Source organism: Rhodococcus sp. NPDC060176, from assembly GCF_042728675.1.
Lineage (GTDB): Bacteria > Actinomycetota > Actinomycetes > Mycobacteriales > Mycobacteriaceae > Rhodococcus_F.
The window spans coordinates 128,438-150,565 of sequence record NZ_JBHWYS010000011.1 but is presented as its reverse complement, the minus strand read 5'-3'; the positions used below and the strand labels follow the sequence as shown (position 1 = coordinate 150,565).

Below are 22,128 nucleotides of genomic sequence, written 5' to 3'. Positions count from 1 at the left end.
TCGCCTCCCGCTCAGCCTCAACCTGATCCTTGGACTTATTTCGCTGATCCCATTCATGGAAAACATAGTCACCCTTTGGGTCGTCAACTTGCCGCCACAAACCAGACTCGACAAGTTTTCGAGCATCCCGCCTGTGCCCACCGAGAGCAGTAACCATTGAATAAGGAAACACGCCCTCAGTTAAATGCGCGGCACACCACGCCCCCGCCCGCACCCATAAACCCATCGCCGCATTCCCTGCCTCCACCACCTTAGGGTGCATCGCAAGATGGTCGTCTACTTGAAACCAGGGCACGCCATCCAACCTCCATCATCATCCAATAACGACTTCACCCCACGCCGATAAACCGCCGTCGACAAAGAATCCCCAGAATTTCGGACGATATGCCCAAACTCCATAGACAATGAACGATTCGACTCGATATCGCGATGGCACGCCGCGCAAATGAAAAGCAAATTTGATGCCGCATTGATAGCCGGGTCTCTAGTCCCGCCCATGCCGCGGGGTTTCCTGTGATGTATCTGCTCCGCGGCACCCATGCCGCAGCATTCGCAATCCCCGCCGGCCCGCTCCGTCACCAACTCGACCGTCCGCCTATCCGGCCCCGTCCTTCGCCCGGCCACGCTTCCTCCTCTGAGACTCACGATCCCGACACGTCGTACACACACCCGACCTCCGAATCCCCAACCGCACACGCCCACCCAACGGCCCCGTCGACCCAAACCTGCGCGCACACAACGAACACGCCACCGGATCGTCAGGCCTCGGAGCAATACATGACCTACACGTCGACAAACTCGACCGAACCAACTCACCCACCGTTGCGGGCTCATCCGCATACCTGATCGAACGCCCACACACCACGCAACGACTCAACGCCGCAGAACGGCGCGGCATATGTCCCCGCTCCCGACGACGCTTCCTCTGATAGCAGGACATGCACTTGCCCTGTGCGCCTTTGCAAACCCATCCACGCGGCTTGCCCTGCGCGAGGTGCCCTTTGCGGTACATGCTGCGCCCACAATCGACGCAAGATCCGCCGTACCAATCGGCGACCGGTTCACCCTCTGCGATGGAAAGAAGCTGCGCGAGTGCGTTACTCATCGCAAATGATTCCCGCACGAACCACACCAGACACGTGAATGAGGTCCGGTTCTTCGAACGTCCCCAACAGCGCTGTCATGTCGATTGGCTTCACAGCGTCAGCAGCGCAGTCCCGCAGCACGGGGCAGCCAGCGCACAACTCGCGAGCTGCCCCGACAGGATCCTCGGCAGGAAGGTTGGTGACGTACCAGAGTTCAGGATCGGCGGTCAGACATTTCGCTTGTTGTTGCCAACCCATGTTGTGTTGTTCCTAGTTGTCGGTGGCGTGATAGTTGACGCCCGCATTGAATTGGACCTGATCGATCTCGCCTGCCCGGAACTTGCGGTTCAACCCGCGCAACGCTGTCAACGGGATCCGATACTGTTCTGCAAGGTTTTCGGCGATCCTGTGCGCTTGGGACAGGTTGTCGTTGCGTTGTTGCAGGGTGTGGATGTATTGGATTGCGTTGTGGATGTCGGGTTCGCCGGCGTGGTTGAGGGCGAGTTGGTCGACCTCTTCGGGTGTCATCCGAGATCACCGAAGGCTTCGGTCGCACCTGCGCCTACTGTGACTTCACTCCAGGTGTATCGACTGTCTCCGTATCGGCCGCTACCGAGGCGCTGTGCCCAAGTGTCAGGCCCCAGACGCTTGAAGAGCGCACCGTCTTCGTCGTATGCGTATGCGATGTCGACTGGTTCGTCGTCACCCCATTCGAAGGTGCGCGGCGTCGGCGGTTTCGGCTTGTCCAGCACCTCGGTGAGTGGCCCGTAGTGCTCAAGCCAGTACTCCCACGTGCCGTAAGTATGGTGCGATTCTGTAACCTGCCACCATTTCGAACGGCCCGCATAGGATTCCGGGTCGCTTGCGTAGTTGCCGAACTTGATCTGAAGCACGCTTCTGGCCGGTCTGTTGGATTCAGGTGCACCATTCGAAGATCCACTCAGAGTGATGGTGTCCCGGTCCTCAGGCTCAGGATCGCCCACGTTGAACACACGCGGTACAACCGCCCCAACCCCCAACGCAGACTTAGCCTCCACCGCCATACGCAACCACTGACCCGGATCCCGCGACGACAACAACTCCCGCCGCACACCATCGTTGTAATACGCATTCCGAATCGCCGCAGCCAACTCCACAACCTCAGCAGGCTGCGACTCCACCAACCGCACATGAGCGGCCCGACCACGCAACTGCTGCGCCGCACCAACAAGATGCACAGCCTCAGCATGCTCAGCCACAGCCTCAATCTGATCCGCCGTCACACTCATACCGCAACCTCCATCAAAGGGAACTCATAGTCAAACCAGCCAGCGCACAATGGCTCTGGCCCCAACTTGGATGTATTCGCCGAGAGGAAACCCGGCTGATCGTCGGCTGGCACAGCATTACGGAACAACCCATTCGTGTGCCGCACATACTTGATTCCATCGGTGCATTCGACTGCTTCAACGTCATCGGGAATCAGATCCCCACGCTCGAACACCCTCACGGCCTGCCCCTTCCGCTCAAATCCATCTCACGACGCAAATTCACCGACCGCGTAATCAACGTGTCCTTCTCCTCCGAACGCGCCTTCACCCGAGCCTTCGCATGACGCAGAGCAGACTTCGCAGCCTGCAACACCTTCCGAGACTCAGCCGTCTTCAAAAACACCTGCGCCTCACGATCCGCCGCAGTCTTCCCATCTGCCTCCAACTGCGCCCACGCCTCAGCCAACAAATGAGCTTCAGTGGCCTCATCGTGCGCACCCTCGATCGACTCCAACAGATCAGGCATTTCCTGAAAGAACTGTTCGAGTTCGTAGAGTCGAGCGTTGACGTAGGCAGGCGAGGTGGGATCGAGTTGCTCAGAAAGGAGAACGTCTCTCACATCGCCGCTCATCAGAACGGAGGTATCAGCGCGAGTACAGCGCGGAGGACTGCCAAGTCAGTTTCAGTGTTCAACCCGCCCTTGCCTCCGGCCTCACCAACAAGGCCGGTCACCTGAGCGGGTGTGAACTGAGCAGCCTGTGCTGCAGCGATGATCTTCGCCCGAAGGTCTGCTGCCTCGGCATATTCAGGTTTGGGCTTAGCTGCAGGCTTTGATGCAGGCTTTGAATCCGGCACATCGCGTTCCGCTTGACGGTTCCGCACTTCCTCAGCCGAAGCAATCCCACGCTTCGTGTCAGCCGCCAGCGCCGCGACAATCGCACGACCCCACGCCGAAGTCTCAGCATTCATCAACTCAGACCCCTTGGTGTACGGCGTCTTGCCAGGAAAAACCTCCTGCGCCATACCCACACCCGGCAGCGGATCATCAGGCGAACGGTAGGCCGCGGCAACCACAATGATGTGAACCACTCCGCCAAGATCTACAACCTCATACGGTTTGGCCTTGTCCCACGGCTGCAGCGAACCTTCCGGGTACTTGGTTCGGAACTCCGCGATCCGTTCCGGAACTTCGATGTAGTCGTCATTCTTCTGATAGCCCATTACGCCACAACCTCCAACGGCTTCATCTTCCGAGCCTCACGAACCCGCACAGCCAACTTCGCGAACTCCCAACCAGCCCCAATATCAACCGAATACGCAGCAGCAGAAGGAGACTTTCCCCGAATCGGCACATGAATCAACACCGCCTCCGACAAATCCAAATCCGCATGCAACACCTCACGAGCACCAGTCACCTGGTCATAGCGCTCACCATGCGCATACGAAGCAAACTGAATCGCAGCCTTCAGCGGATACCGGGGATCCGAAGCACCAGTCTTCAAATCCCCAATCTGCACGCGCCCAGACCGCTTATGCCGCAAAAGCTTGTCGAACGAACCAGCCGCCTGCAGCTCGTCAACAACCACAAACTCTTCAGCAGCCAACACCTCGTAATCGGACATCACCTCCCGGTAGCAGTCCATCCACGGCTTGAACTCCTCAGGCATGAACTCAGGCTCACCACCCGCATCCACAATCTCCGTGAACTCGTGAAACGCCGTACCCTTACCTGATCCGTCATCCGACGACGCAGCTGTCTGAGCACGCGAAACGAGCTGCTTCATCTGCGTTTTCGCCTGCGACCAGGGATCCTTGTACTTGGACACCAGTGACGCGACCTGCGCGGCGACGGACTTTTCGCGGATCAAACCGACAGCGGTCTGCGCTGCCAGCCAGTCCCCCAGGTTCGATTTGTCATCGAGTGCGCCAGCGAGCGTTGACACTCGGGTGTAGCCGACTGCATTGACGGGTGTTTTCTTTTTGCCTTCATATTTGAGTGGCTGTCCGTCGGTGGTGACAAAAGGCCGGCCCCACTGATCTCTCACCACGCTGTAATCAGTGATTTGAATCGCCCCCAATGATTTCAACGAACGGGCCGTATCCGTCGACCACGTCTGCACGCCATCCGTTCTGCCGGTAGCCACCCGAATGCCAGCGGTACTCGGTGTCCGACTCCTTCACCCAGTAGTCATCGCGTTCGTTGCCCTTGTCAGTGAACTTAACTCCGACAGGTATCTTTTCGGCAGAATCCCACTCTCGTGGCTCCCGCACCAACGTCAACGACGCCGGATCAATCCACTGCGCGCAAACCTCGTCACCGTCGGCCAGCTTCCCACTCACCGAAATATCGCCTTCGATGTCCGGAACGGGGCAAACCACTGTGGCGACCTCGCCTCCCTGAAGGAAGCAAATCCCACCCGTGGTGGTCTGCACCGGCCCGGTGATACGAACCTTGTCGCCAACCTTAAACCGGTACGGCTCAACGGGCGCATCAGAACCCAGCTTCGCACCCGGATTCAGCACACCAAACGCGATCGCCGCGTACTCCAACTTCTTCTTGAACGGCAAGTCGCTGAATGTTCGTACCTCGCCCGCTTCGCCGTACACGCCGGTCGAGCGATCGACCTTCGGGTTGTGCTGCCGCAACGCATTCCAGCCATCCTCAGCCGCAGCGGTACCACCGTAAGCAGCAAGCGCAGCAGCCTCCTGCTGCGCCTTCTCGGCAGCCTCAGCCGCAATCGCCTTAGCGGCCTCCTCCGCAGCCAACCGCTCCGCCACACCCGTCAGCGTCCGCACCACCGTGCTACGACTCGTCGCCCAAAACGCATGCGCAGGCAAACCGTCAACCAAATCACGCGCCGCCAAAACCTCAACAGAAGTCATCAAACACCCTCCACCACATTGAAAACCGAACCCGACACCAACACACACGGCGGCACATGCCCCGCAACCAACACACAATCCCGACCAAACTCCGCCGCGGCCACCTCAACCACATCAAAATGCGGGCACGCAGCCGGAACATCATCCGGATCAAAACCCAACCCCGCCAACGGCGGATCCAACACCGGAGGACCACTCGGAACACTCACAACACACCCACCATCTGAGACCACACCAACAGATAAGAAGCCATCACAGCCCCATAGAAACGCCACTCATTGACAGACACAGCAGATTTCACGGCCACCACCCCTTGAACTTCGCGTACAGGAATGCGCCACCAATGATCGCGGCACCGAAACCAACATCCACCCAGTCAGGTTCACCCTCCGGATCATCATCAGGAGGAACCGTTGTCATCGCCGGATCCGGAACTTGCGGGCCAGGAAATCCGGAAACCAACCCTCACCATTGATCAGCACGTCCATATCCGCAGCTGTGCCAGCAGGATCAGCGAATGTGACTCGCTCGTCACTCCATTCAGGGTCCTCGGCGAGAAGCCGGTCAGCTTCGGCTTCACGTTCACGATTCGACAATGTCGCGAGGTCACGCATCAGACAGCCACCTTCATGATCCGAACCAACTCAGCCAAACCCGCAGGCGTAAACCGCAACTCCGGATGAAGTACGACGCCCGGACCGCCCTCCACCACCAAGTACTCCGCTGCACACTCCCGCGGATAACCAAGCCCATCAGTCCACGCTGCGCCGGTATTCAGGAACTGGCACAACCGAATCGAGTTCGTGTCAACGCCATGATGCTTCAGATGATCGACAGCCTCGAAAACGTTGTACGTCACATCCTCGAACACCTCAACGACAGGAAAGTCACTGTCTTCCCATGCGGGATCTGTCGTATCGCTCGGCCCCCACCCGCCATTGTGATTGACATGCAGGAATCCGAAATTGCCAGATCCCTTGCGTTCCACAACCTGGAACGACTTGTTCTCCTCGTTCGACAGCCGGAGGCGCTTCACATCGTCAGGGATGGTGTCACCGCGATCAAAAACGCGGGTTGCCAACGTGTACGGGATCGGCGAGTGATCCGAGAACTCCGCAAATCCCTCGAACGTGGCGTCCTCAGCCGCAACCTGATCTCGACTGACAATCGTCGTTCCGGGCTGTGCAACCAAATCCCCCAGCCGATCCAGCCAACCACTTCCGCTGGACTCTTGATCAGTGATGTAGTGGACGAGCTTGGCGAGCGCCGACTGCATGTTTTCCCAAACATCACGGCGAATTGATATAGTTTCCATTGAGTGGTCCTTTGAGTGGGATAGTTCGAGGCCCGGCCACTGGTGGTGCAGTGCCGGGCCATTCCATTTGGTTTGAATCAGAGAAGAATCAAGCTGCGAGCCGGCCGCGCCGAATAAGCAACCTCCGCATCGGATCAACCGCATCAGGCTTCAACGTCGGCGTAAAAGCCATCCGATCCTCAGCCTTACTGTTCTTGTAGCCATGCGGAATCACCCTGAACCAATCCGCATACTGCTGATACGGCCTACGATCCGGCTGCAACACACCCTCCTCCTTCAGATGCTTGAAGAGTGTCGTTCTGCCAATGCCGAACATGTTGGCGACACCGCCCATCTTCAGCGTCCCCTCGGCATCGAGGAACCGTTCGTACTCAGCAGCAAGTGGTTCCAGCTCAACCACTTTCTCATTGGCGTAGAGTGCAGCTGCTTCAGCTTCCCTAGCCCGGTCGCTCATCTCGGCCGCCAACCTCAGTGCATCCGAGAATGTCTCGGGTATGACGGCTTGGACTAGCTCCGCTTCACGGGTCTTGATCGCGAAGTAGGCCTGAGCGGCTGCAACTTCAGGCTTGCGCGGGTCACCATTCATAGCGACCAGGTAGGCCGCAAACCGAGACAACTCGTAGTCTTCTTGGGCGGGGCCACGTTGACCTGCCTTTTTGGGGGCAACCCCAAAGTTTCCAGAGACTTCCACCGCTTGGTTTTCGGCTGCGCAAATAGCCCTCTCAATGGCCGGCTTGAACTCACGCCAGGCCGGGTACCCCATCATCGGCATCAAGTCGCGCGCCGACCAGTACTCTGATGCGTTGGGTCGAACTCTGCGCAGTGAATCGAACGGTGACTGCACATCCACGGAAACAAGTTCCGACATAGCATTTCCTTTCAGGTTGATTCGTCACTGTGACGATCGGATGCGATTCAAGGTTGCGCGCCTCCCATTGACAGCGCCGATAGTTCGATTGAGCAAGAAGGCGACTTCCTTTGCGCTCTTAGAGCGGTCGAAACAGATAGAATCCTCAACTGAAGTCCAAGGTTCGCCATGCCGATTCGCACTGGTGCGAGACAGCCTGTTTTGCGACCTTCTCCTCGACTCGATCATCGAGCGTTTAACTCGCCCGTACTCCCGCGCTCGAGAGCGGTAGTGATCCGCATTTTTCGCATACTTGGCGCGAGACCTTTCTCCTACAATTTCACGGTTCCGATTCACATAGTCAGAGTTTCTGGCTATTACAACTTCTCGGTTCCGGATGTAGCGATTACGCCGCCGCTCTGCGATCGCGTCAGCATTTTCGCCCCTGTACCGTTTCGCCCATTCTTTGCCGTACTCGGAATGCGCTTTGTAGTAAGACTTCCGATAGTTTCGGCTAGCCTCGGAGCAGACTTCACATCTACATCCCCTGTTGCTGTACGCGCTAAGTCCGTGCTTGAAATCTCGACCCGTTGACATTCAAATCACAGGCCCTCGAACGCTTCCTTGATTGCGTCATGCGCTATCTGGTCGACGGTTCGCCCCAGTCGTGCTGCGGTTTCTTTGAACTTCTCATATTCATCAGCAGGGAACTGAACGTGAATCGTCTGCGGGGGTCCAGGCTTTTTGCGATCATGTTCACGCACCGTCGTCACATCTGGCCGGCGACTTCGGGGTGTTGCCAGATTTGGGGGAACACCGCTTCCGCGTTGCTGCTTAAGGGTTTTCACCGATGCCGGCCCAATGCCCGATCCAACTCCGAGCGCTTCATTCACGTCAGATTCCGACAAGCCCTCGTCGAACATTGCGTACACAACATGTGCCCGCAACTCCTCCGAAGACAGTCGAACGCCTGTCATGCGAGCCTGCCACGCCTCAGCGAACGAGTCGTAACCCAAAGGCTCCCAAGCCTTCGCCTCAATGATCTCAACAATCTTGGCTTCAGCATTGACGAACAGCCCGTGTAGGTCGGACCACATCTGCTCAGCTTGCTTGACACTTACCGCCATTTCCTCATTCCTCCTGTGTGGGTTAAACATTCATGAGCGTCCTTCCCGGACTCGAACCGGGCACGTATGCCATCAGGACAACCGTTCGACGCCTTTACCTCAACTTGGTGTAGGACAACCAGTCCCGTATCCCGCGCCAAACCGTGCAGCAAACACCCCAACCCGCAAACCCTGCAACCACCACCCCCGCAGACAAGTCACATCAGGGTTCAGACAGTCACGACAGGCCCACAAAAGTCAGGCACCGCACGTAAAACACACACTCTGGAATTTTCGAAGGACATGCAGCAACAGGCATCCATTCGCCACCACCACCCGAAGGCGACCTGGCAAAAACCCGCGCTTAAGAAACCGTCAGAAACGGTTCAAAGTATTTGTTGAACAGAAACACCCGAAGGTGCCGCGTCCAGGCAGGGAATCGAACCCCACAAAACCGACCATCCTGGACTTCCATCTACAATCAGCCACGGCTCACACGAGCCAATTTTTGCCGCCGACCACACCCCGCTGGCACGTCGAAAGGGCAAACTTTGGTAACCGAGCTGATCACGAACGCTGAGCTAGTCAAGTTTCTAGGAGACACCGCTAGTAGTTTCCTAGGACAAATACTCGCTGCGTTTGCGATAACCGCAGGCACCGGATACGTGAGAAGTCGACGCACTGTCGACCAACCAGGATCCTGACCTGCACGGTGCTGCCCGTCGAACCATGGCGGGCAGCACCCCTTAACACCTTGTGGGTGTCGCGTCCCGCACGGGAATCGAACCCGCACAAACCATTCGGGACCAACTAGCAGAAAGGCTCAACAAGCCTCGACATAAGAAACCGGAAAGCCAGTATGCTAACGACCCATGAGCACATGGACCGCAACACCAGCCGACAGCGCATCAAACGAACTCAAACTCACCAACACGCACGGATCGAAACTTGCAGGGATCTCCATCGCCCCCGCCCCAGGCGCGACCGTTCGCATCATCGGATCAAGCGACAAGCACACCCTGAACGGTCCAGTTGAAGCAGGCGGATCATTCAACGTCATCGCCAAAGGTGGAGGGTTCCGGGTGCTCGCCAACGACCTTAACTTGCGGAGCGTGCACTGGGACTATCCCGAATAGAGACGAACTCCCAGCTCTCGCGATCCCATTCACGGATGAAACCGTCACCGTCATCTGTGAGGTAGTTCCCGGTTTCGGTATAGCTCAGTTTCCGGGTCGCTTGCTTCGACATGTGACTTCCTTTTCGTTGGAACCCCTGCCCTGGTGGTGGGGGTTTTTGCGTCCCGCGTGAGAATCGAACTCACATCAACCATTCGGGACCCCGAACTATCGAACATGAACTACATACTTACTGTCAGGGCCAAGGATTAACCGCCACGCCGCAGCTAGAACTTCAGCATCACCATCTGGACGCCTAGCGAACAGTTTCTTCAGCCATTCAGGATCGTCCGCCTTCATCCGACATTCCTCACGTTCCGCGATCCGATGACGACGGCCCGGTCCATCCGCAGACCAACCCGCTCCTGAAGCCCTGCAAGGAACTCAATCGGTGGACGTTCACCTCTAAACGCTCTTGTGACGGTTGCCGGCGATAGGCCCAAAATTTGCGCCAACTCCGCCTGCGTTCCGATCTTTTTCCGCTTCATTGCTGCTGTAACCGCAGCTACATCAAGTCTTGCTTCGACTGGCTCGCTCAACTGCATGCTGCAACTTTGACGCATCGAAGCAAGTAATGTCAACAATGTGATTCATGACTTTGGAGTAAGAAGTTGCAAAAGTGCAGGTCACTCAGCTTGTGATGTTTCATATTTGACGATAGAATTTGCAGCATGAACGATCTCTTTGACTACTTGGTGACACAATTGGACCGGCCCGTCCGGCAAGAAGAAGTGGCCACAGTCCTCAAACTGAGCCGCGCAAGTGTGGGCCGACGCATCAAAGAAGGCTTCCCCGTGGACGAAATCCTCGCAGTGCTAGACCACTACGAACTGTCTCGAGCATCAGGACTCATCAACATTGGAATCCTCGACACCAAAGACGTAGTCGACGCAATAGGTTCAGAGGGCCTGCTAGTTGACACAAGCTCCGACTACGAACTCGCCCGCGAACTGGCGATGCGCGCCAATCCAGCACTTGCCGCAAAGGAATTGCCGGCACCGAACGCGAAGCCCGCGACCGTCCACCAGATCCGCCCATGGGAGGTCGCGCCGGACTACGACCCCAATGAGAAGCCCGACTTCAGCGTTTGGGACGCAGCAAGTCATAGGGAAAAACAGACGATCGATGACCCAGAAGGGGACTACTCGTAACTTGGCATCAACAGTAAAGGGTCATTCAAGGAAACTTGTCGGTACCGATTGCGATAGTCCCGTCATGGATTACAACCCATGGCGGGACGCCCGCGACAACTTCCCCGACTACACCATCAACATCCGCCATGAGCTGCCTGCCGGCGTGGGAGGGTTCATTAAGGGGAAAACGATCTACTTGTGCCGCACCCTTGATGAGGATGGACGTAGGTGCACGCTTCCCCACGAACTAGATCACATCCGCAATGGTACCGATCATCTGTTTGAACACCCGAACAGCAAAGAAGAACGTGCGATTGACATTGCGGTAGCTCGACGATTAATCACAGTCGACAAGTTTGTAGACGCTCTCGCTTGGAGCCGAAGGACAGCTGGCCGTGAATGTGCCGCCGAATTGCGGGTTGACAGTCACACGCTGAAAGTGTGGGTCCAATCGCTATCTGCACACGAAAAACGAGAAATTCAGCAAATGCTCAAGTCTCGCGGGGTGCCGTAGTCCAGTCAATCTCGACAGACTCAGTGTCGAATTCTGGACCCATAGTCGTTGCCTTTATCTTGACGGTGAAGCGACTGCGCACGATTGCTCGCTTCCTAGCCATAGGTACAGCCTTCCAATTCTCGGCAGCATCCAGGCCGATGAGGTCAGCTACAGGCTCGACGTGAGCTGGCACAAGCAACTGTTCCAGTTCAGCTATTTTCGAGGTGAGCGAAGACTCGATCTTGGCGAATGTGGACGACGTTATGCCTCCGTCAATCGCTGACTGCGTGAACTCTTCAAGGCGCATCCTCAGATCCGCCAATTCAGATGCTCCGCTTGTGTCATCCGAGCGTTCCGATGCGCCTTCATTCCATTCTTCCAACCAACGAATAACAGCCTTCGTGACCATGGCATCCACCTGATGCTTCACACGAGCGATGCAAAAGTTCTCCTTGCACTGGTAGTACTCGATCCCCCGGTTATGTCCACGCCGCACGAATGCCCCACAAACTCCACACGTGGCAATGCCTGACAACAAATGTCGAGGTTCCGACCCGCGGTCATGAGTTGCACGCCCGGTCAGCAGTGACGCAACAGCGATGTGATCCTCATTTGAGATCAGTCCATCCCAGATACCTGGGCCATGAACAACTCCATAGTGCGTCCGCAATCCTGCATAGACAGGATTCTTCGCAAGCCTAGAAAGCGAGGATGTGTGCCAAACCTTCCCTCCTGGGCCTGGAAGCTCACGCGAATTTAGATCCTTGACGATCGATCGAACGGAATCCCCTGCGAGAATTCGGCGAACAATCTCGCGCAGAACTTCAGCTTCAGGTTCATTGGGCACCCAGTTTTCCAGTTTCCCCGAAGGTGTGTTCACCCGGGCATATCCATAGGGCGTCTTTCCATGAGGCCGTCCGGAAGCCAGGTTTGACCGCATCGCCCGAAGTACACGCTCTCGAATCAGGTCAGCCTCACGTTCCGCGAGAAGGGCGTCGAGGCCAGTGGAAAACCGATCATCGCCCTTTGACAGGTCGAATGTTTTCCCGGAGTACGACCACAACACTCCACGCTCAGCACACAGGTCGCGTAGTTGCACATAAGCATCAAGGTCGCGTTGCGCACGCGATGCCTCCCATGTGACAAGCACATCCCCCTTCTTCAACACGTCACGGAGGCGCTTGTACTCCGGACGGGTCTTGCCTGACCAGCGGGATGCGCCAATGTCATTGTCTTGGAGAACTTTCGCGACATCCCAACCTTCGCGATCACACAGCGTTCGGCATTCAGCTTCCTGCTCCCCAACTGACCTGCCGAGGCCTGTGTTGTCGGCGCTGACTCGCGTGTAGATGATCGCTCGCATCCCCGAATCATACATGTGGCTATTGACATTTGTCCTTCGTGTTGGCCGCAATCTGTACCTATCTGATTGCCTACCGTTTCTATGCCCGGTTGATCGAACGCAAAATCGTCAAACCCCGCGACGACGTCGCCACTCCCGCCGAGATCATGGAGAACGGCGCCGACTACATGCCGACCGATCGTCGGGTGCTGTTCGGTCACCACTTCGCGGCAATCGCCGGTGCCGGTCCACTGGTCGGGCCTGTCTTGGCCGCGCAGATGGGATATCTGCCGGGAACGATCTGGATCATCGTCGGCGTCGTGTTCGCCGGGGCGGTGCAGGACTTCATGGTCCTGTGGATCTCGTCCAAGCGACGCGGGCGCAGCCTCGGTCAGATGGCCCGCGAGGAACTCGGCCTCGTCGGCGGTGTCGCCGCATTGATCGGTGTGTTCGTCATCATGATCATCCTTATCGCGGTGCTGGGCCTCGTCGTCGTCAATGCGCTCGCCGAGTCCCCGTGGGGCGTCTTCTCGATCGCGATGACCATCCCCATCGCCCTGTTCATGGGCGTGTACCTACGGTATCTACGCCCGGGCAAGGTCTCCGAGGTCTCCCTGATCGGCGTCGTCCTCCTCCTGATGGCCATCGTCTCCGGTGGTTGGGTTGCCGATACCGGTTGGGGTGCAGACTGGTTCACGCTCTCCAAGGTCACCATCGCGTGGCTGATGATCGCGTACGGATTTGCCGCTTCGGTGCTGCCGGTGTGGCTGCTCCTGGCGCCGCGTGACTATTTGTCGACGTTCATGAAGGTCGGCACCATCGCACTGCTGGCCATCGGAATTCTGGTCGCACGACCCGCGCTGAACATGCCGGCAGTGACGCCGTTCGCCTCCAACGGCGAAGGCCCGGCCTTTGCCGGTTCACTGTTCCCGTTCCTGTTCATCACCATTGCCTGTGGCGCTCTCTCGGGATTCCACGCGCTGATCGCCTCGGGCACGACACCGAAGCTGCTCGAAAAAGAAAGCCAGACCAAGATGATCGGGTACGGCGGCATGCTGACCGAATCATTTGTTGCGATCATGGCTCTGGTCACCGCCTGCATCCTCGATCAGCACCTGTACTTCGCACTCAACGCTCCCGCGGCGCTGACCGGCGGTACCCCCGAAACCGCAGCCGAGTACGTCAACAACCTGCCCCTCGGCACCGCACCCATCACACCGGACGTGCTGACTCAGGCAGCCGAGGCCGTCGGCGAAGAATCGATCATCTCGAGAACCGGCGGTGCCCCGACGCTCGCATTCGGCATGTCCGAAGTGCTCAGCGACGTGTTCGGCGGTGACTCGCTGAAATCGTTCTGGTATCACTTCGCGATCATGTTCGAGGCGCTCTTCATCCTCACCACGATCGATGCCGGCACGCGCGTCGCTCGGTTCATGCTCTCAGACTCGCTCGGCAACTTCGGCGGTCCGGCAAAGAAGTTCAAGGACCCGTCGTGGCGCATCGGCGCGTGGCTGTGCTCGCTGATCGTGGTCGCTGCGTGGGGCGCGATCCTGCTCATGGGTGTCACCGATCCGCTCGGCGGAATCAACACGCTCTTCCCACTCTTCGGCATCGCGAACCAACTACTCGCCGCGATCGCGCTGACGGTAGTCATGACGATCGTCATGAAGAAGGGCCTGTTCAAATGGGCCTGGATTCCCGGCGTGCCGCTGGTCTGGGACCTGGTCGTGACCATGACCGCGTCGTACCAGAAGATCTTCTCCGACAACCCCGCGATCGGTTACTGGGCTCAGCACAACGTGTTCAAGGATGCGAAGGCTGCCGGCGAGACGGCGCACGGTTCCGCGAAGACTCCGGAGGCCATCGATGCCGTCATCCGCAACACCTTCATCCAGGGCACGCTGTCGATCGTCTTCGCGTCACTGGTGATTGTCGTCGTCATCGCCGGGATCATCGTATGCGCCAAGGCAATCCGAGCCGGCGGCTTGCCGACCACCGAGTCCCCGGAAGAACCGTCGAAGATCTTCGGTCCCGCCAGCTTCATTCCGACGCCCGCCGAGAAGGAAATCCAGAAGGAATGGGACGAGCTGATCAAAGCCGGGAAGGTCCGCGCGCCCGGAGCCGCGCACGGAGGTGGGCACTGACCATGACGACGGCGACTATGACGGCAAAACTCACCACAGCGTTCCGCGGAACGCTGTGGTGGGTTCGCTCGGTGATGGGTGATCTCGACTATCAGCGCTACGTCGAGCACACCCGACGCCACCACGCCGACTCACCGGTGATCAGCGAACGGGAGTTCTGGCGACGCCGACACGCAGCAGCCGACGCCAATCCAGGCGCCCGCTGCTGCTGAATCCGGTCAGGGGCAGGTGGCCTTCGCGAGTTCGTAAATGTGGCCAGCCTGCTCGTCGGTGGGCTTGTTGCCGTTGTTCTCGGCCAGGTCGGTGATCTTGGCCTTGACCTTCGCCTCGTCCGTGCCGTTGGCGACCTCGGTGCACGTGGTCGTCAAGATCTCCTCGATGTCTGCGTCGTCGCGGTTCTCCGCCAACGGTGCGTAAGCCCCACGGAACGTGGCGACGAACAGCGCCGTCTTGCCCTGATCGATGGCGTTGCCGGCTGACTGTTTAGCCGTCTCGAGCGCCTGTTGCCCGCTCGTGACTGCCTCGCTGATCTTGTTCTGTGCGTTGTCCTGATCCTCGGTGCTACACGCGGTGAGCCCGAGAACGACGATTGCTGCTGCCCCGACTGCTGCTGCGATTCTCATGACGGAAATGTTAGTCCGGTCGGCATGCTTCAAAACACAGTATTGCAGCGCAACACACGAGTTATCGCATGCAGTCGTTACGATCAGCTCAGCTAGATCACCGGATTCTCACATCGGCGAGGAGATCCCTGCGCCGACGGAAAGGACGATCAGTGAGCGAGCAAGACAAGGGGACGTCCGCAGGGGTGCGAAAGCGCGACCGCGGCGAGATCATCGGGCAAGGGGGTATGTGGCTCGCGAAGTGGTCGTTGGTGTTGGCGTCGATTTCGCTGGGTGCCTGGATTTTCGGTTGGCTGATCGAAAAGCTCTGGGTCATCGTCCTGCCGGTGGCTCTGGCGATCGTTGTTGCGACGGTCATGTGGCCACCGACCCGCGGCATGATCAAGCGCGGTATGCCACCGGCCGCGGCAGCCGGCATCACCCTGGTGCTCTCGATCGGCATCCTGGCCGGAGTGATCGCAGGCATCGTTCCGTCAGTGGTCAGCCAGGCCCCCGAGCTCGCGAACAAGACCACCGAGGGCATCAACCAGGTTCAGGACTGGCTCCAGGGTCCGCCGTTGAATCTCAAGGACGACCAGATCGACAACGCTGTCCACGCCGTCATCACCAAGGTGCAGGAAAGTGGAACTGCTATCGCTTCAGGCGTTTTCAGCGGTGTGAGCACGGCTAGCTCGTTGTTGGTCACGCTCGGTTTGGTCCTGATTCTCGCGTTCTTCTTCATCAAAGACGGACCGAGGTTCATCCCGTGGCTGCACGCTGTCGGCGGCGGCCGTGCCGGAAGGCACCTCGAAGAGGTCCTCACTCGCATGTGGGACACGCTCGGCGGATTCATCAGGACTCAAGCGCTGGTGAGCTTGATCGACGCGGTCTTCATCGGCGCCGGATTGCTGATCCTCGGGGTCCCGCTGGCACCGGTGCTGGCAATTCTCACATTCATCGGTGGCTTCATCCCGATCGTCGGTGCGTTTGTCGCCGGCGCCCTGGCCGTCTTGGTTGCCCTGGTGGCCAACGGTCTCACCACCGCCATCATCGTGCTCATCATCATCCTGGCGGTTCAGCAGATCGAAGGAAACGTCCTTCAGCCTGTGCTACAGAGCAAGTCGATGAAACTCCACGCCGTCATCGTGCTGCTTGCCGTGGCTGCCGGTAGCTCGCTGTACGGCATCGTCGGCGCCTTCCTCGCAGTACCGGTCGCCGCCGTGGCTGCGGTGGTCATCCGGTACATCGGCGAGCAGATCGACGAACGCGCAAGTGACAACGAGCCGATGCCTGCCGGCGACGCCTCGGACGTCCTCGAAGAGCAGGATGACGAAGCCGAGTCAGAGGTAGAGAACGAAAAGGCCTGATCAGCCCGCGATCACCTTCACCGAGGAGCCTGCACGTCCCCGAATGACGTGCAGGCGACTCGGGATTCGCTGCCGCATCTCGTCCACGTGACTGACGATTCCCACCACGCGTCCACCATCACGGAGCTCGTCCAGCACAGCCATCACCGAGTCCAGGGTGTCCGCGTCGAGAGTGCCGAATCCTTCGTCGATGAACATCGTGTCGAGAACGATTCCACCGGACTCCGCGGCAACTACATCGGCGAGTCCGAGCGCCAAAGACAATGATGCCAAGAACGATTCACCGCCGGACAGCGTCTTCGCCGAGCGCACGACGCCCGTGAAGTCGTCACGGATGTCGAGTCCCAGACCGCCGCGGCGACCCCGAGTTCCTGCCTCGTCACTATGGACGAACTCGTACCGTCCCCCGGACATCCGCTGCAGCCGAACTGATGCCGACACCGCGATCTCTTCCAACCGCGACGCGAGTACATAGGCTCTCAGCGACATCTTGCGACTGTTCTGCCCTTTGCCGGCGATCACGTCGGCGAGGGCAGCGAGTTCGTCGTGCAGTTCCCGCTCGGGCGCAACCGCCGCGAATGCCTTCTCGAGTTGTCCACTGAACCGTTCGAGATCCGACACACGGTTCTCTGCCAGGGATGCGGCCGCAACGGCCGAGTTCACTACTTCTGCGCACTGAAGAGCGCGCTCACGAGGACCGTCCACGTCGACGGTCTCGATCTCGCTCACCGCGACGACGTCAGGATCGTCGAGGACTGTCCGAGCGGCCACCTCGAGGTCACGCGCTTTGGCGAGTTCCGTTTCGATCGCCGCGATTCTGGCAGGCGCTCGGACGCCCTCGATCGCAGCGTCAACCGAATCGAATCCGGCCGTGGTCGCCGCATCGGCCAGCTTGGTCGACAATTCTGCCGATCGCACCTGCGCACGGACGGCTTCGTCCCGCGCTTCGGACGCAGACGTGGCAGCGGACGCCAGCCCTTCGAACCGCGAGCGCCGAGCCGCGATGGACGAATCGTCTCCCACCGCAGCAACGAGCGCCGCCCGAATCTGCGTGACCGTGGCCGACAGAGCCGAGATGCGCTCGGTCAGTGCCGCCAATTCGGCCGTCAGAGAAGCGGATTCCTGTTGCAGCTCGCCGTCACGCTCGTTGAGGTGCGCGAGCTTTTCGGCCAGCGCTTCTACCTGCCTGGAAGCCCGCGTTGCCTCGTCGACGGAGCTCTGCGCCGCAGCGCGAAGCCTGTCGAGTTCTTCGACATCACCGTCGCCGCCGCGCGCGATCACCCGATCGATGTCACGGTCGACGGTTCCCTGACGGTCGACGACTTTGCTGAGAGCTTTCTCGGCTGCGCGCTCGGCTGCCGACGCGGCCTCGAGATCGGGCTCGGTGACCGTGACGACGTCCGACTGCGCCAACGCCGGGTGTTCACGCGAACCACACACCTGGCATGCATCACCGGGTGCGAGTGAACTCGCCAACTCCGCTGCCATGCCCTCGATACGCTTCTGCACAAGATCGAGCCAGCGCCCACGAGCACCCTGGTGCGCGTCACGTGCATCCAACACCTGCACACGAATCTTCTCGGCTTGCGCACGCAGAGAAACGATTTCATGGGCCGCTGTCGCAGCATCCGACGCCTTCGCGAGTGCAGCTTCGAGGCCGGGAAGGGTGGCATGCGCGTGTTGCGCTTCGTCCAGTCGTTGGCCGGCCGCGCGCACCAGCTCTGGCAGTTGAGTCCGTTCACGCACAATGGCATCGAGGCGCTCGGACAGGGAGTTTCGCCGAACTCCGAGTTTCTCGATCTCGGCTTCCGTCGCATCGGCACTGCGAGCGTCCTCCGCCAGCGCGTCCAGCCGAACGATCTCGTCACGCCACGTCCGGATTCGAGCTACGACGCGTTGGCGCTCATCGCCGGTGGGCGGCCACACTTCCGGCTCGAAAATGTCCGGCCCGTCGAGTGCGGTGTAGGTCGACATCGCGGTGTTCATCGATTCGAGCGATGCGGCAAGAGCCACGCGGGCAGCTTCTACATCGCCGGCGATGGTCGCCACCGGCACAGCCCGCTTGGCGGTCTCGAGTTCTGCGCCGATCGCAGATCGGTGCGCGGCGCCGGTGTTGAATGCCGCGAGTTCACCGGTTGCACGATTGCGGCGAGCGACCAGGTCGGCGGTCCGCTGCGCCGCTGAGAAAATCCGATTAGCCTCGGCTGCTGCATCTTTGGCAGTCACCATCTCGGAGAGACTTGCGTCGCGGGTGTCCTGAGCCTCGGCGAGGAGTTTGCGCGACCATTCCAGTGGGTGTGCCTCGGCGCCTACCTCCAGCCCAGCGGCAGTCTCGACCTTCGCGAGCAGCAGTCGCACGGACTGCTCCCTGGCCGCGAGTGCGGTGGCACTTGCCTTTCGCTTGGCGTCGAACCATGCCTCGACGGAGACAAAACGTTTGGTGTCGAACAGCCGCTCGAGCAGTTTGCCTCGCTCGTCGCTTTCGGCACGTAGAAATTTGGCGAACTCACCCTGCGGCAAGAGCACCACCTGGAAGAACTGATCAGCGCTCATGCCCATGAGGCGATTGATCTCGTCACCGATGTCAGGGATGCGCGAGAGGTTTTCGCCGTGGCCGTCCAACCACGTCAGTGTGGCCTTGGCATTCTCGGTGATCGAACCGGTCCCGCGCTTCTTCGGACGCGAATACTCAGGACTGCGAACAAGTTTGATTCTGCGACCACTGATGGTCGCCTCCAGTTCCACGCGCGGCACCGAGCCGGCGGGCGCGTGATCGGACAGCAATCGCTTGCCCTCGTTGCGCGCACCCGGCACTCGCCCGTACAGCGCAAACGCAACCGCGTCGAGGATCGTGGTCTTGCCTGCCCCGGTGTCGCCGTGAAGGAGGAACAGCCCGTCTGCACCCAAACGGTCGAAGTCGACCTCGACCGTGTCGGCAAATGGCCCGAAAGAGCTGACTTCGAGTTTGTGCAGTCTCACGCGGTTTCACCCAGTTCGACCGTGGACTCCTCGGCGCGCGCGGCAGCGCTGAGCGCTTCGGCCATCAACGTGACCTCGCGCTCGGACGGGTCACTACGCACTGCCGAGACAAAACCGCGGGCGATCTCCATGTCGGTTCGACCCCGTACCGCATCGCGGTACTTGAGATCCGATTGTCCTTCCGGCCTTTGCCATTCGAGATGAACGGCAAAGGGAAAACGGGCCTGGAGCTGCCGCATGGCATCGACGGGACGGGCCGGGTCGGTAAGCAATGCGGAGACATAGCACTGCTCGGAATCGGCATACCTCGACTCGGTGAGAAGTTCCTCGAGCGTTCCAGCCACCTGGCTCAGACCCCGAATCACCGGGAGATCGAGGCGCTGCACCGATGACAGACCGGTTGCGTCGAGCTCGATCAGGAGCGCAGCCTTGCGGTGGCTGCGCTCACCGAACGAATACGGCAACGGTGAACCCGAGTATCGAACACTCTCCGAGAGCATCTGCGGAGAATGCAGGTGTCCGAGGGCGACGTAGTCGACGCCGTCGAACTCGCCCACTGCGACGGTCTCCACTCCGCCGACCGAAATGGAGCGTTCCGATTCCGAGGCCTCACCGCCCACGACAAAGGCATGAGCGAGCAATACCGATCGAGTAGACGGGTCGACCGCCGTTCGCTCGGCGAGATCTCGCCGAACACGCGACATTGCCGCTCCGAGGATGTCGGAATGAGTACGAGCCCGGGGCACGTCCAACTCGACGCGCGTGATCTCCGGCTCGAGATACGGAATCCCGTAAAACGCGACAGGCCCGAACTGATCGCTCAGCATCACCGGAGTACCGATCTGGCCGACGCGGGTGATCAAGTGCAATCCGCCGGCAGCGGCAAAGGATGCCCCGGCCCCGAGCCGCACCGCGGAATCGTGATTACCGGACGTCGCGACGATGACCGCCCCGGCCGCCCGAATTGCCTCGAAGCCTCGATTACACACGGTGACCGCATCAGAACTGGGAATCGAGCGGTCGTAGATGTCCCCCGGCACGACCACGACGTCGACGCCGTGTTCGCGGACGGAATCTGCGATGGAACCGAGCACACTCGCCTGATCGGCCAACAGATCGACGCCGTGAAAGGTGCGACCTATGTGCCAATCGGAGGTGTGCAGAATCTTCATGAATCCGACGGTAGAGCAGCCCACCGACACCACCGATCTCCCACGCTGACGGTTTCGACGGTGTGCCCCAACCCACGAGCGTCCGGTGACCCTGCACACAATCCGTCCGGTTCGTTTGACGAAGAACCCGAAACCATCGCGCCATCGCGTCGATAAATGCGCCAGCCACGACCCGCACAAACACGGCCGACAACGCAAGAACCGCTAATGTCGTTATGTGTCTGCAACCCAACGTGCTCGCTCCGGGGTACCGCTGGACAAGCGATCGCTCATCGTGACCGTCCCCGGCCTGCCCTGGTGGGGAGTGATCCTGCTTGCTGCCGGTGTCACCGCCGTCGGCGTACTGATCGATGCCACCGGAGGTGGCGGCGAGCTCACCGCGGTGTTCTCGACGTTCTACTTCCTGGGCTGTCTCTTTGCCGTGGTTGCCGCTTCGAACAAGGCATTGTTCACCGCGATGGCCCAACCGCCCCTGCTGCTCTTCGCCGCGGTGCCGATCGGGCACACGCTCATCGGTAAGGACAACAGCACCGCATTGCGCGACATCGCGATCAATATCGCGTACCCGTTGGTCAACCGCTTTCCGATCATGTTGGCCGCAACCGTGGTCGTGCTGATCATCGGTGGCTTCCGATACTTTCTGCTCAATCAGCGCCCCACCGGGCCTGCGCGCTCGACCCGCTCCCGCCGTTCGGCAACATCAGCGTCTGCGGCTCGGGACACCTCCCCAGCTGCCACTCGCGACCCCGCGCCCGAGACCGGGCGTCGTCGCCGAGTGACCGACGCACCCGTCTCCGAGCCCCCTCGTCGCCGCGCCCCCGAGGTGGACGAACAGCCCGCTTACCGAAGCATCCCCAGGCGCGAGCCGATCCAGGACGAGCGCCCGCTGCCGCCCCGGAGAAGCCCACTGCCACCCAGGGTCGATCGCACGCATCAACCGCCTACGCGTCGCCCTCAGCCGGACAGCAGACCGGCAGCAGACGACGACTACCCGTCGTACGGTCGCCGCCGAGCGCCCGAGCCCTCCGCTGCGCCCCGGCGTGAGGAGCGGATGGAGCCCTTCTTCGCCTCGGGTGACGACGTATCGCCGCCGCTGCCCCCTCGCCGCCGCCCACCCGGAGTCGATCTTCCGGCGTATCCGCCGCCGCGAGTTCGGTACCGCGATCGCGACGAGTCCTGAACAGACGAGCCCAGTAGCAAAAAATGCGGGGCACCTTCCAAATGGAAGGTGC

General features: G+C 59.8%; 22 protein-coding genes and 1 pseudogene. 7 read left to right on the top strand and 16 right to left on the bottom strand.

What is annotated here, in order from left to right; all coding sequences use genetic code 11:
* Positions 1-1,097: 1,097 nt before the first annotated feature.
* From ACFWEM_RS31225 to ACFWEM_RS31175, 11 genes are all read right to left on the bottom strand, one after another.
* Entirely contained in the window at positions 1,098-1,343 is a 246-nt protein-coding gene (locus ACFWEM_RS31225) for a WhiB family transcriptional regulator (protein ID WP_210377344.1), read from the bottom strand.
* A gap of 12 nt (positions 1,344-1,355) precedes the next feature.
* Positions 1,356-1,613 carry a hypothetical protein gene (locus ACFWEM_RS31220; protein ID WP_210377345.1) on the bottom strand — a complete coding sequence of 86 codons (258 nt, stop codon included), beginning with the start codon at positions 1,611-1,613 and terminating at the stop codon, positions 1,356-1,358.
* The gene (locus ACFWEM_RS31215) at positions 1,610-2,353 is read right to left on the bottom strand and encodes a hypothetical protein (protein ID WP_378539555.1); all 744 of its coding nucleotides are present in this window, start codon (positions 2,351-2,353) and stop codon (positions 1,610-1,612) included. The genes ACFWEM_RS31220 and ACFWEM_RS31215 overlap by 4 nt, the downstream gene beginning before the upstream one ends.
* Before the next feature lie 217 nt (positions 2,354-2,570).
* Complete coding sequence (locus ACFWEM_RS31210) at positions 2,571-2,966, bottom strand: hypothetical protein (protein ID WP_378539554.1); 396 nt, start codon at positions 2,964-2,966, stop codon at positions 2,571-2,573.
* Positions 2,966-3,556, bottom strand: coding sequence for a hypothetical protein (locus ACFWEM_RS31205; protein ID WP_378539553.1), 591 nt, complete (start codon positions 3,554-3,556; stop codon positions 2,966-2,968). Before ACFWEM_RS31205 ends, ACFWEM_RS31210 begins: the two co-directional genes overlap by 1 nt.
* A complete protein-coding gene (locus ACFWEM_RS31200) occupies positions 3,556-4,455 on the bottom strand; it encodes a hypothetical protein (RefSeq protein WP_378539552.1) in 900 nt (299 codons plus the stop codon). Before ACFWEM_RS31200 ends, ACFWEM_RS31205 begins: the two co-directional genes overlap by 1 nt.
* Positions 4,391-5,218: a hypothetical protein gene (locus ACFWEM_RS31195; RefSeq protein ID WP_378539551.1), complete on the bottom strand. Its 828-nt coding sequence runs from the start codon at positions 5,216-5,218 to the stop codon at positions 4,391-4,393. Before ACFWEM_RS31195 ends, ACFWEM_RS31200 begins: the two co-directional genes overlap by 65 nt.
* A 416-nt stretch (positions 5,219-5,634) precedes the next feature.
* Entirely contained in the window at positions 5,635-5,832 is a 198-nt protein-coding gene (locus ACFWEM_RS31190; protein WP_378539550.1) for a hypothetical protein, read from the bottom strand.
* Entirely contained in the window at positions 5,832-6,677 is an 846-nt protein-coding gene (locus ACFWEM_RS31185; RefSeq protein ID WP_378539549.1) for a hypothetical protein, read from the bottom strand. Before ACFWEM_RS31185 ends, ACFWEM_RS31190 begins: the two co-directional genes overlap by 1 nt.
* Positions 6,622-7,401: a phage antirepressor KilAC domain-containing protein gene (locus tag ACFWEM_RS31180; protein ID WP_378539548.1), complete on the bottom strand. Its 780-nt coding sequence runs from the start codon at positions 7,399-7,401 to the stop codon at positions 6,622-6,624. Before ACFWEM_RS31180 ends, ACFWEM_RS31185 begins: the two co-directional genes overlap by 56 nt.
* 581 nt (positions 7,402-7,982) lie before the next feature.
* The gene (locus tag ACFWEM_RS31175) at positions 7,983-8,507 is read right to left on the bottom strand and encodes a hypothetical protein (RefSeq protein ID WP_378539547.1); all 525 of its coding nucleotides are present in this window, start codon (positions 8,505-8,507) and stop codon (positions 7,983-7,985) included.
* Positions 8,508-9,358: 851 nt separating this feature from the next.
* Here ACFWEM_RS31175 and ACFWEM_RS31170 point away from each other — a divergent pair.
* Positions 9,359-9,622, top strand: coding sequence for a hypothetical protein (locus tag ACFWEM_RS31170; RefSeq protein ID WP_378539546.1), 264 nt, complete (start codon positions 9,359-9,361; stop codon positions 9,620-9,622).
* A gap of 335 nt (positions 9,623-9,957) precedes the next feature.
* On the opposite strand, the gene ACFWEM_RS31165 is transcribed toward ACFWEM_RS31170, so the two are convergent.
* Entirely contained in the window at positions 9,958-10,149 is a 192-nt protein-coding gene (locus ACFWEM_RS31165) for a helix-turn-helix domain-containing protein (protein ID WP_378539569.1), read from the bottom strand.
* Positions 10,150-10,332: 183 nt separating this feature from the next.
* Here ACFWEM_RS31165 and ACFWEM_RS31160 point away from each other — a divergent pair, with 183 nt between their 5' ends.
* A complete protein-coding gene (locus ACFWEM_RS31160) occupies positions 10,333-10,812 on the top strand; it encodes a hypothetical protein (protein ID WP_378539545.1) in 480 nt (159 codons plus the stop codon).
* A 64-nt stretch (positions 10,813-10,876) separates the two neighbouring features.
* Entirely contained in the window at positions 10,877-11,308 is a 432-nt protein-coding gene (locus tag ACFWEM_RS31155) for a hypothetical protein (RefSeq protein ID WP_378539544.1), read from the top strand.
* On the opposite strand, the gene ACFWEM_RS31150 is transcribed toward ACFWEM_RS31155, so the two are convergent.
* Positions 11,286-12,653 carry a recombinase family protein gene (locus ACFWEM_RS31150; RefSeq protein ID WP_378539543.1) on the bottom strand — a complete coding sequence of 456 codons (1,368 nt, stop codon included), beginning with the start codon at positions 12,651-12,653 and terminating at the stop codon, positions 11,286-11,288. The genes ACFWEM_RS31155 and ACFWEM_RS31150 overlap by 23 nt on opposite strands.
* 35 nt (positions 12,654-12,688) lie before the next feature.
* On the opposite strand from ACFWEM_RS31150, the pseudogene ACFWEM_RS31145 reads away from it, so the two are divergent.
* Positions 12,689-14,776: pseudogene (locus ACFWEM_RS31145) on the top strand (carbon starvation CstA family protein); the annotation flags it as partial.
* A gap of 2 nt (positions 14,777-14,778) precedes the next feature.
* Positions 14,779-14,988 (top strand): YbdD/YjiX family protein, encoded by a 210-nt coding sequence (locus ACFWEM_RS31140; protein WP_003945213.1) that lies wholly within the window; start codon positions 14,779-14,781, stop codon positions 14,986-14,988.
* A 6-nt stretch (positions 14,989-14,994) separates the two neighbouring features.
* On the opposite strand, the gene ACFWEM_RS31135 is transcribed toward ACFWEM_RS31140, so the two are convergent.
* Complete coding sequence (locus ACFWEM_RS31135; protein WP_378539542.1) at positions 14,995-15,399, bottom strand: hypothetical protein; 405 nt, start codon at positions 15,397-15,399, stop codon at positions 14,995-14,997.
* 152 nt (positions 15,400-15,551) lie between these two features.
* Here ACFWEM_RS31135 and ACFWEM_RS31130 point away from each other — a divergent pair, with 152 nt between their 5' ends.
* The gene (locus ACFWEM_RS31130; protein ID WP_378539541.1) at positions 15,552-16,745 is read left to right on the top strand and encodes an AI-2E family transporter; all 1,194 of its coding nucleotides are present in this window, start codon (positions 15,552-15,554) and stop codon (positions 16,743-16,745) included.
* Here ACFWEM_RS31130 and ACFWEM_RS31125 read toward each other — a convergent pair whose 3' ends face one another.
* Positions 16,746-19,724 (bottom strand): AAA family ATPase, encoded by a 2,979-nt coding sequence (locus tag ACFWEM_RS31125; RefSeq protein ID WP_378539540.1) that lies wholly within the window; start codon positions 19,722-19,724, stop codon positions 16,746-16,748.
* Positions 19,721-20,896, bottom strand: coding sequence for an exonuclease SbcCD subunit D (locus ACFWEM_RS31120; RefSeq protein ID WP_378539539.1), 1,176 nt, complete (start codon positions 20,894-20,896; stop codon positions 19,721-19,723). Before ACFWEM_RS31120 ends, ACFWEM_RS31125 begins: the two co-directional genes overlap by 4 nt.
* 217 nt (positions 20,897-21,113) lie before the next feature.
* Between ACFWEM_RS31120 and ACFWEM_RS31115 the strand changes: the two genes are divergently transcribed.
* Positions 21,114-22,076, top strand: coding sequence for a DUF6542 domain-containing protein (locus ACFWEM_RS31115; protein ID WP_378539538.1), 963 nt, complete (start codon positions 21,114-21,116; stop codon positions 22,074-22,076).
* The last annotated feature ends 52 nt before the right edge of the window (positions 22,077-22,128 follow it).

Bases quoted from the DNA above. Each gene is read 5' to 3' on its own strand.
- ACFWEM_RS31225 (WP_210377344.1), bottom strand. From the start codon at position 1,343: ATGGGTTGGCAACAACAAGCGAAATGTCTGACCGCCGATCCTGAACTC.
- ACFWEM_RS31220 (WP_210377345.1), bottom strand. From the start codon at position 1,613: ATGACACCCGAAGAGGTCGACCAACTCGCCCTCAACCACGCCGGCGAA.
- ACFWEM_RS31215 (WP_378539555.1), bottom strand. From the start codon at position 2,353: ATGAGTGTGACGGCGGATCAGATTGAGGCTGTGGCTGAGCATGCTGAG.
- ACFWEM_RS31210 (WP_378539554.1), bottom strand. From the start codon at position 2,966: ATGAGCGGCGATGTGAGAGACGTTCTCCTTTCTGAGCAACTCGATCCC.
- ACFWEM_RS31205 (WP_378539553.1), bottom strand. From the start codon at position 3,556: ATGGGCTATCAGAAGAATGACGACTACATCGAAGTTCCGGAACGGATC.
- ACFWEM_RS31195 (WP_378539551.1), bottom strand. From the start codon at position 5,218: ATGACTTCTGTTGAGGTTTTGGCGGCGCGTGATTTGGTTGACGGTTTG.
- ACFWEM_RS31190 (WP_378539550.1), bottom strand. From the start codon at position 5,832: ATGCGTGACCTCGCGACATTGTCGAATCGTGAACGTGAAGCCGAAGCT.
- ACFWEM_RS31185 (WP_378539549.1), bottom strand. From the start codon at position 6,677: ATGCGGTTGATCCGATGCGGAGGTTGCTTATTCGGCGCGGCCGGCTCG.
- ACFWEM_RS31180 (WP_378539548.1), bottom strand. From the start codon at position 7,401: ATGTCGGAACTTGTTTCCGTGGATGTGCAGTCACCGTTCGATTCACTG.
- ACFWEM_RS31175 (WP_378539547.1), bottom strand. From the start codon at position 8,507: ATGGCGGTAAGTGTCAAGCAAGCTGAGCAGATGTGGTCCGACCTACAC.
- ACFWEM_RS31170 (WP_378539546.1), top strand. From the start codon at position 9,359: ATGAGCACATGGACCGCAACACCAGCCGACAGCGCATCAAACGAACTC.
- ACFWEM_RS31165 (WP_378539569.1), bottom strand. From the start codon at position 10,149: ATGAAGCGGAAAAAGATCGGAACGCAGGCGGAGTTGGCGCAAATTTTG.
- ACFWEM_RS31160 (WP_378539545.1), top strand. From the start codon at position 10,333: ATGAACGATCTCTTTGACTACTTGGTGACACAATTGGACCGGCCCGTC.
- ACFWEM_RS31155 (WP_378539544.1), top strand. From the start codon at position 10,877: ATGGATTACAACCCATGGCGGGACGCCCGCGACAACTTCCCCGACTAC.
- ACFWEM_RS31150 (WP_378539543.1), bottom strand. From the start codon at position 12,653: ATGCGAGCGATCATCTACACGCGAGTCAGCGCCGACAACACAGGCCTC.
- ACFWEM_RS31140 (WP_003945213.1), top strand. From the start codon at position 14,779: ATGACGACGGCGACTATGACGGCAAAACTCACCACAGCGTTCCGCGGA.
- ACFWEM_RS31135 (WP_378539542.1), bottom strand. From the start codon at position 15,399: ATGAGAATCGCAGCAGCAGTCGGGGCAGCAGCAATCGTCGTTCTCGGG.
- ACFWEM_RS31120 (WP_378539539.1), bottom strand. From the start codon at position 20,896: ATGAAGATTCTGCACACCTCCGATTGGCACATAGGTCGCACCTTTCAC.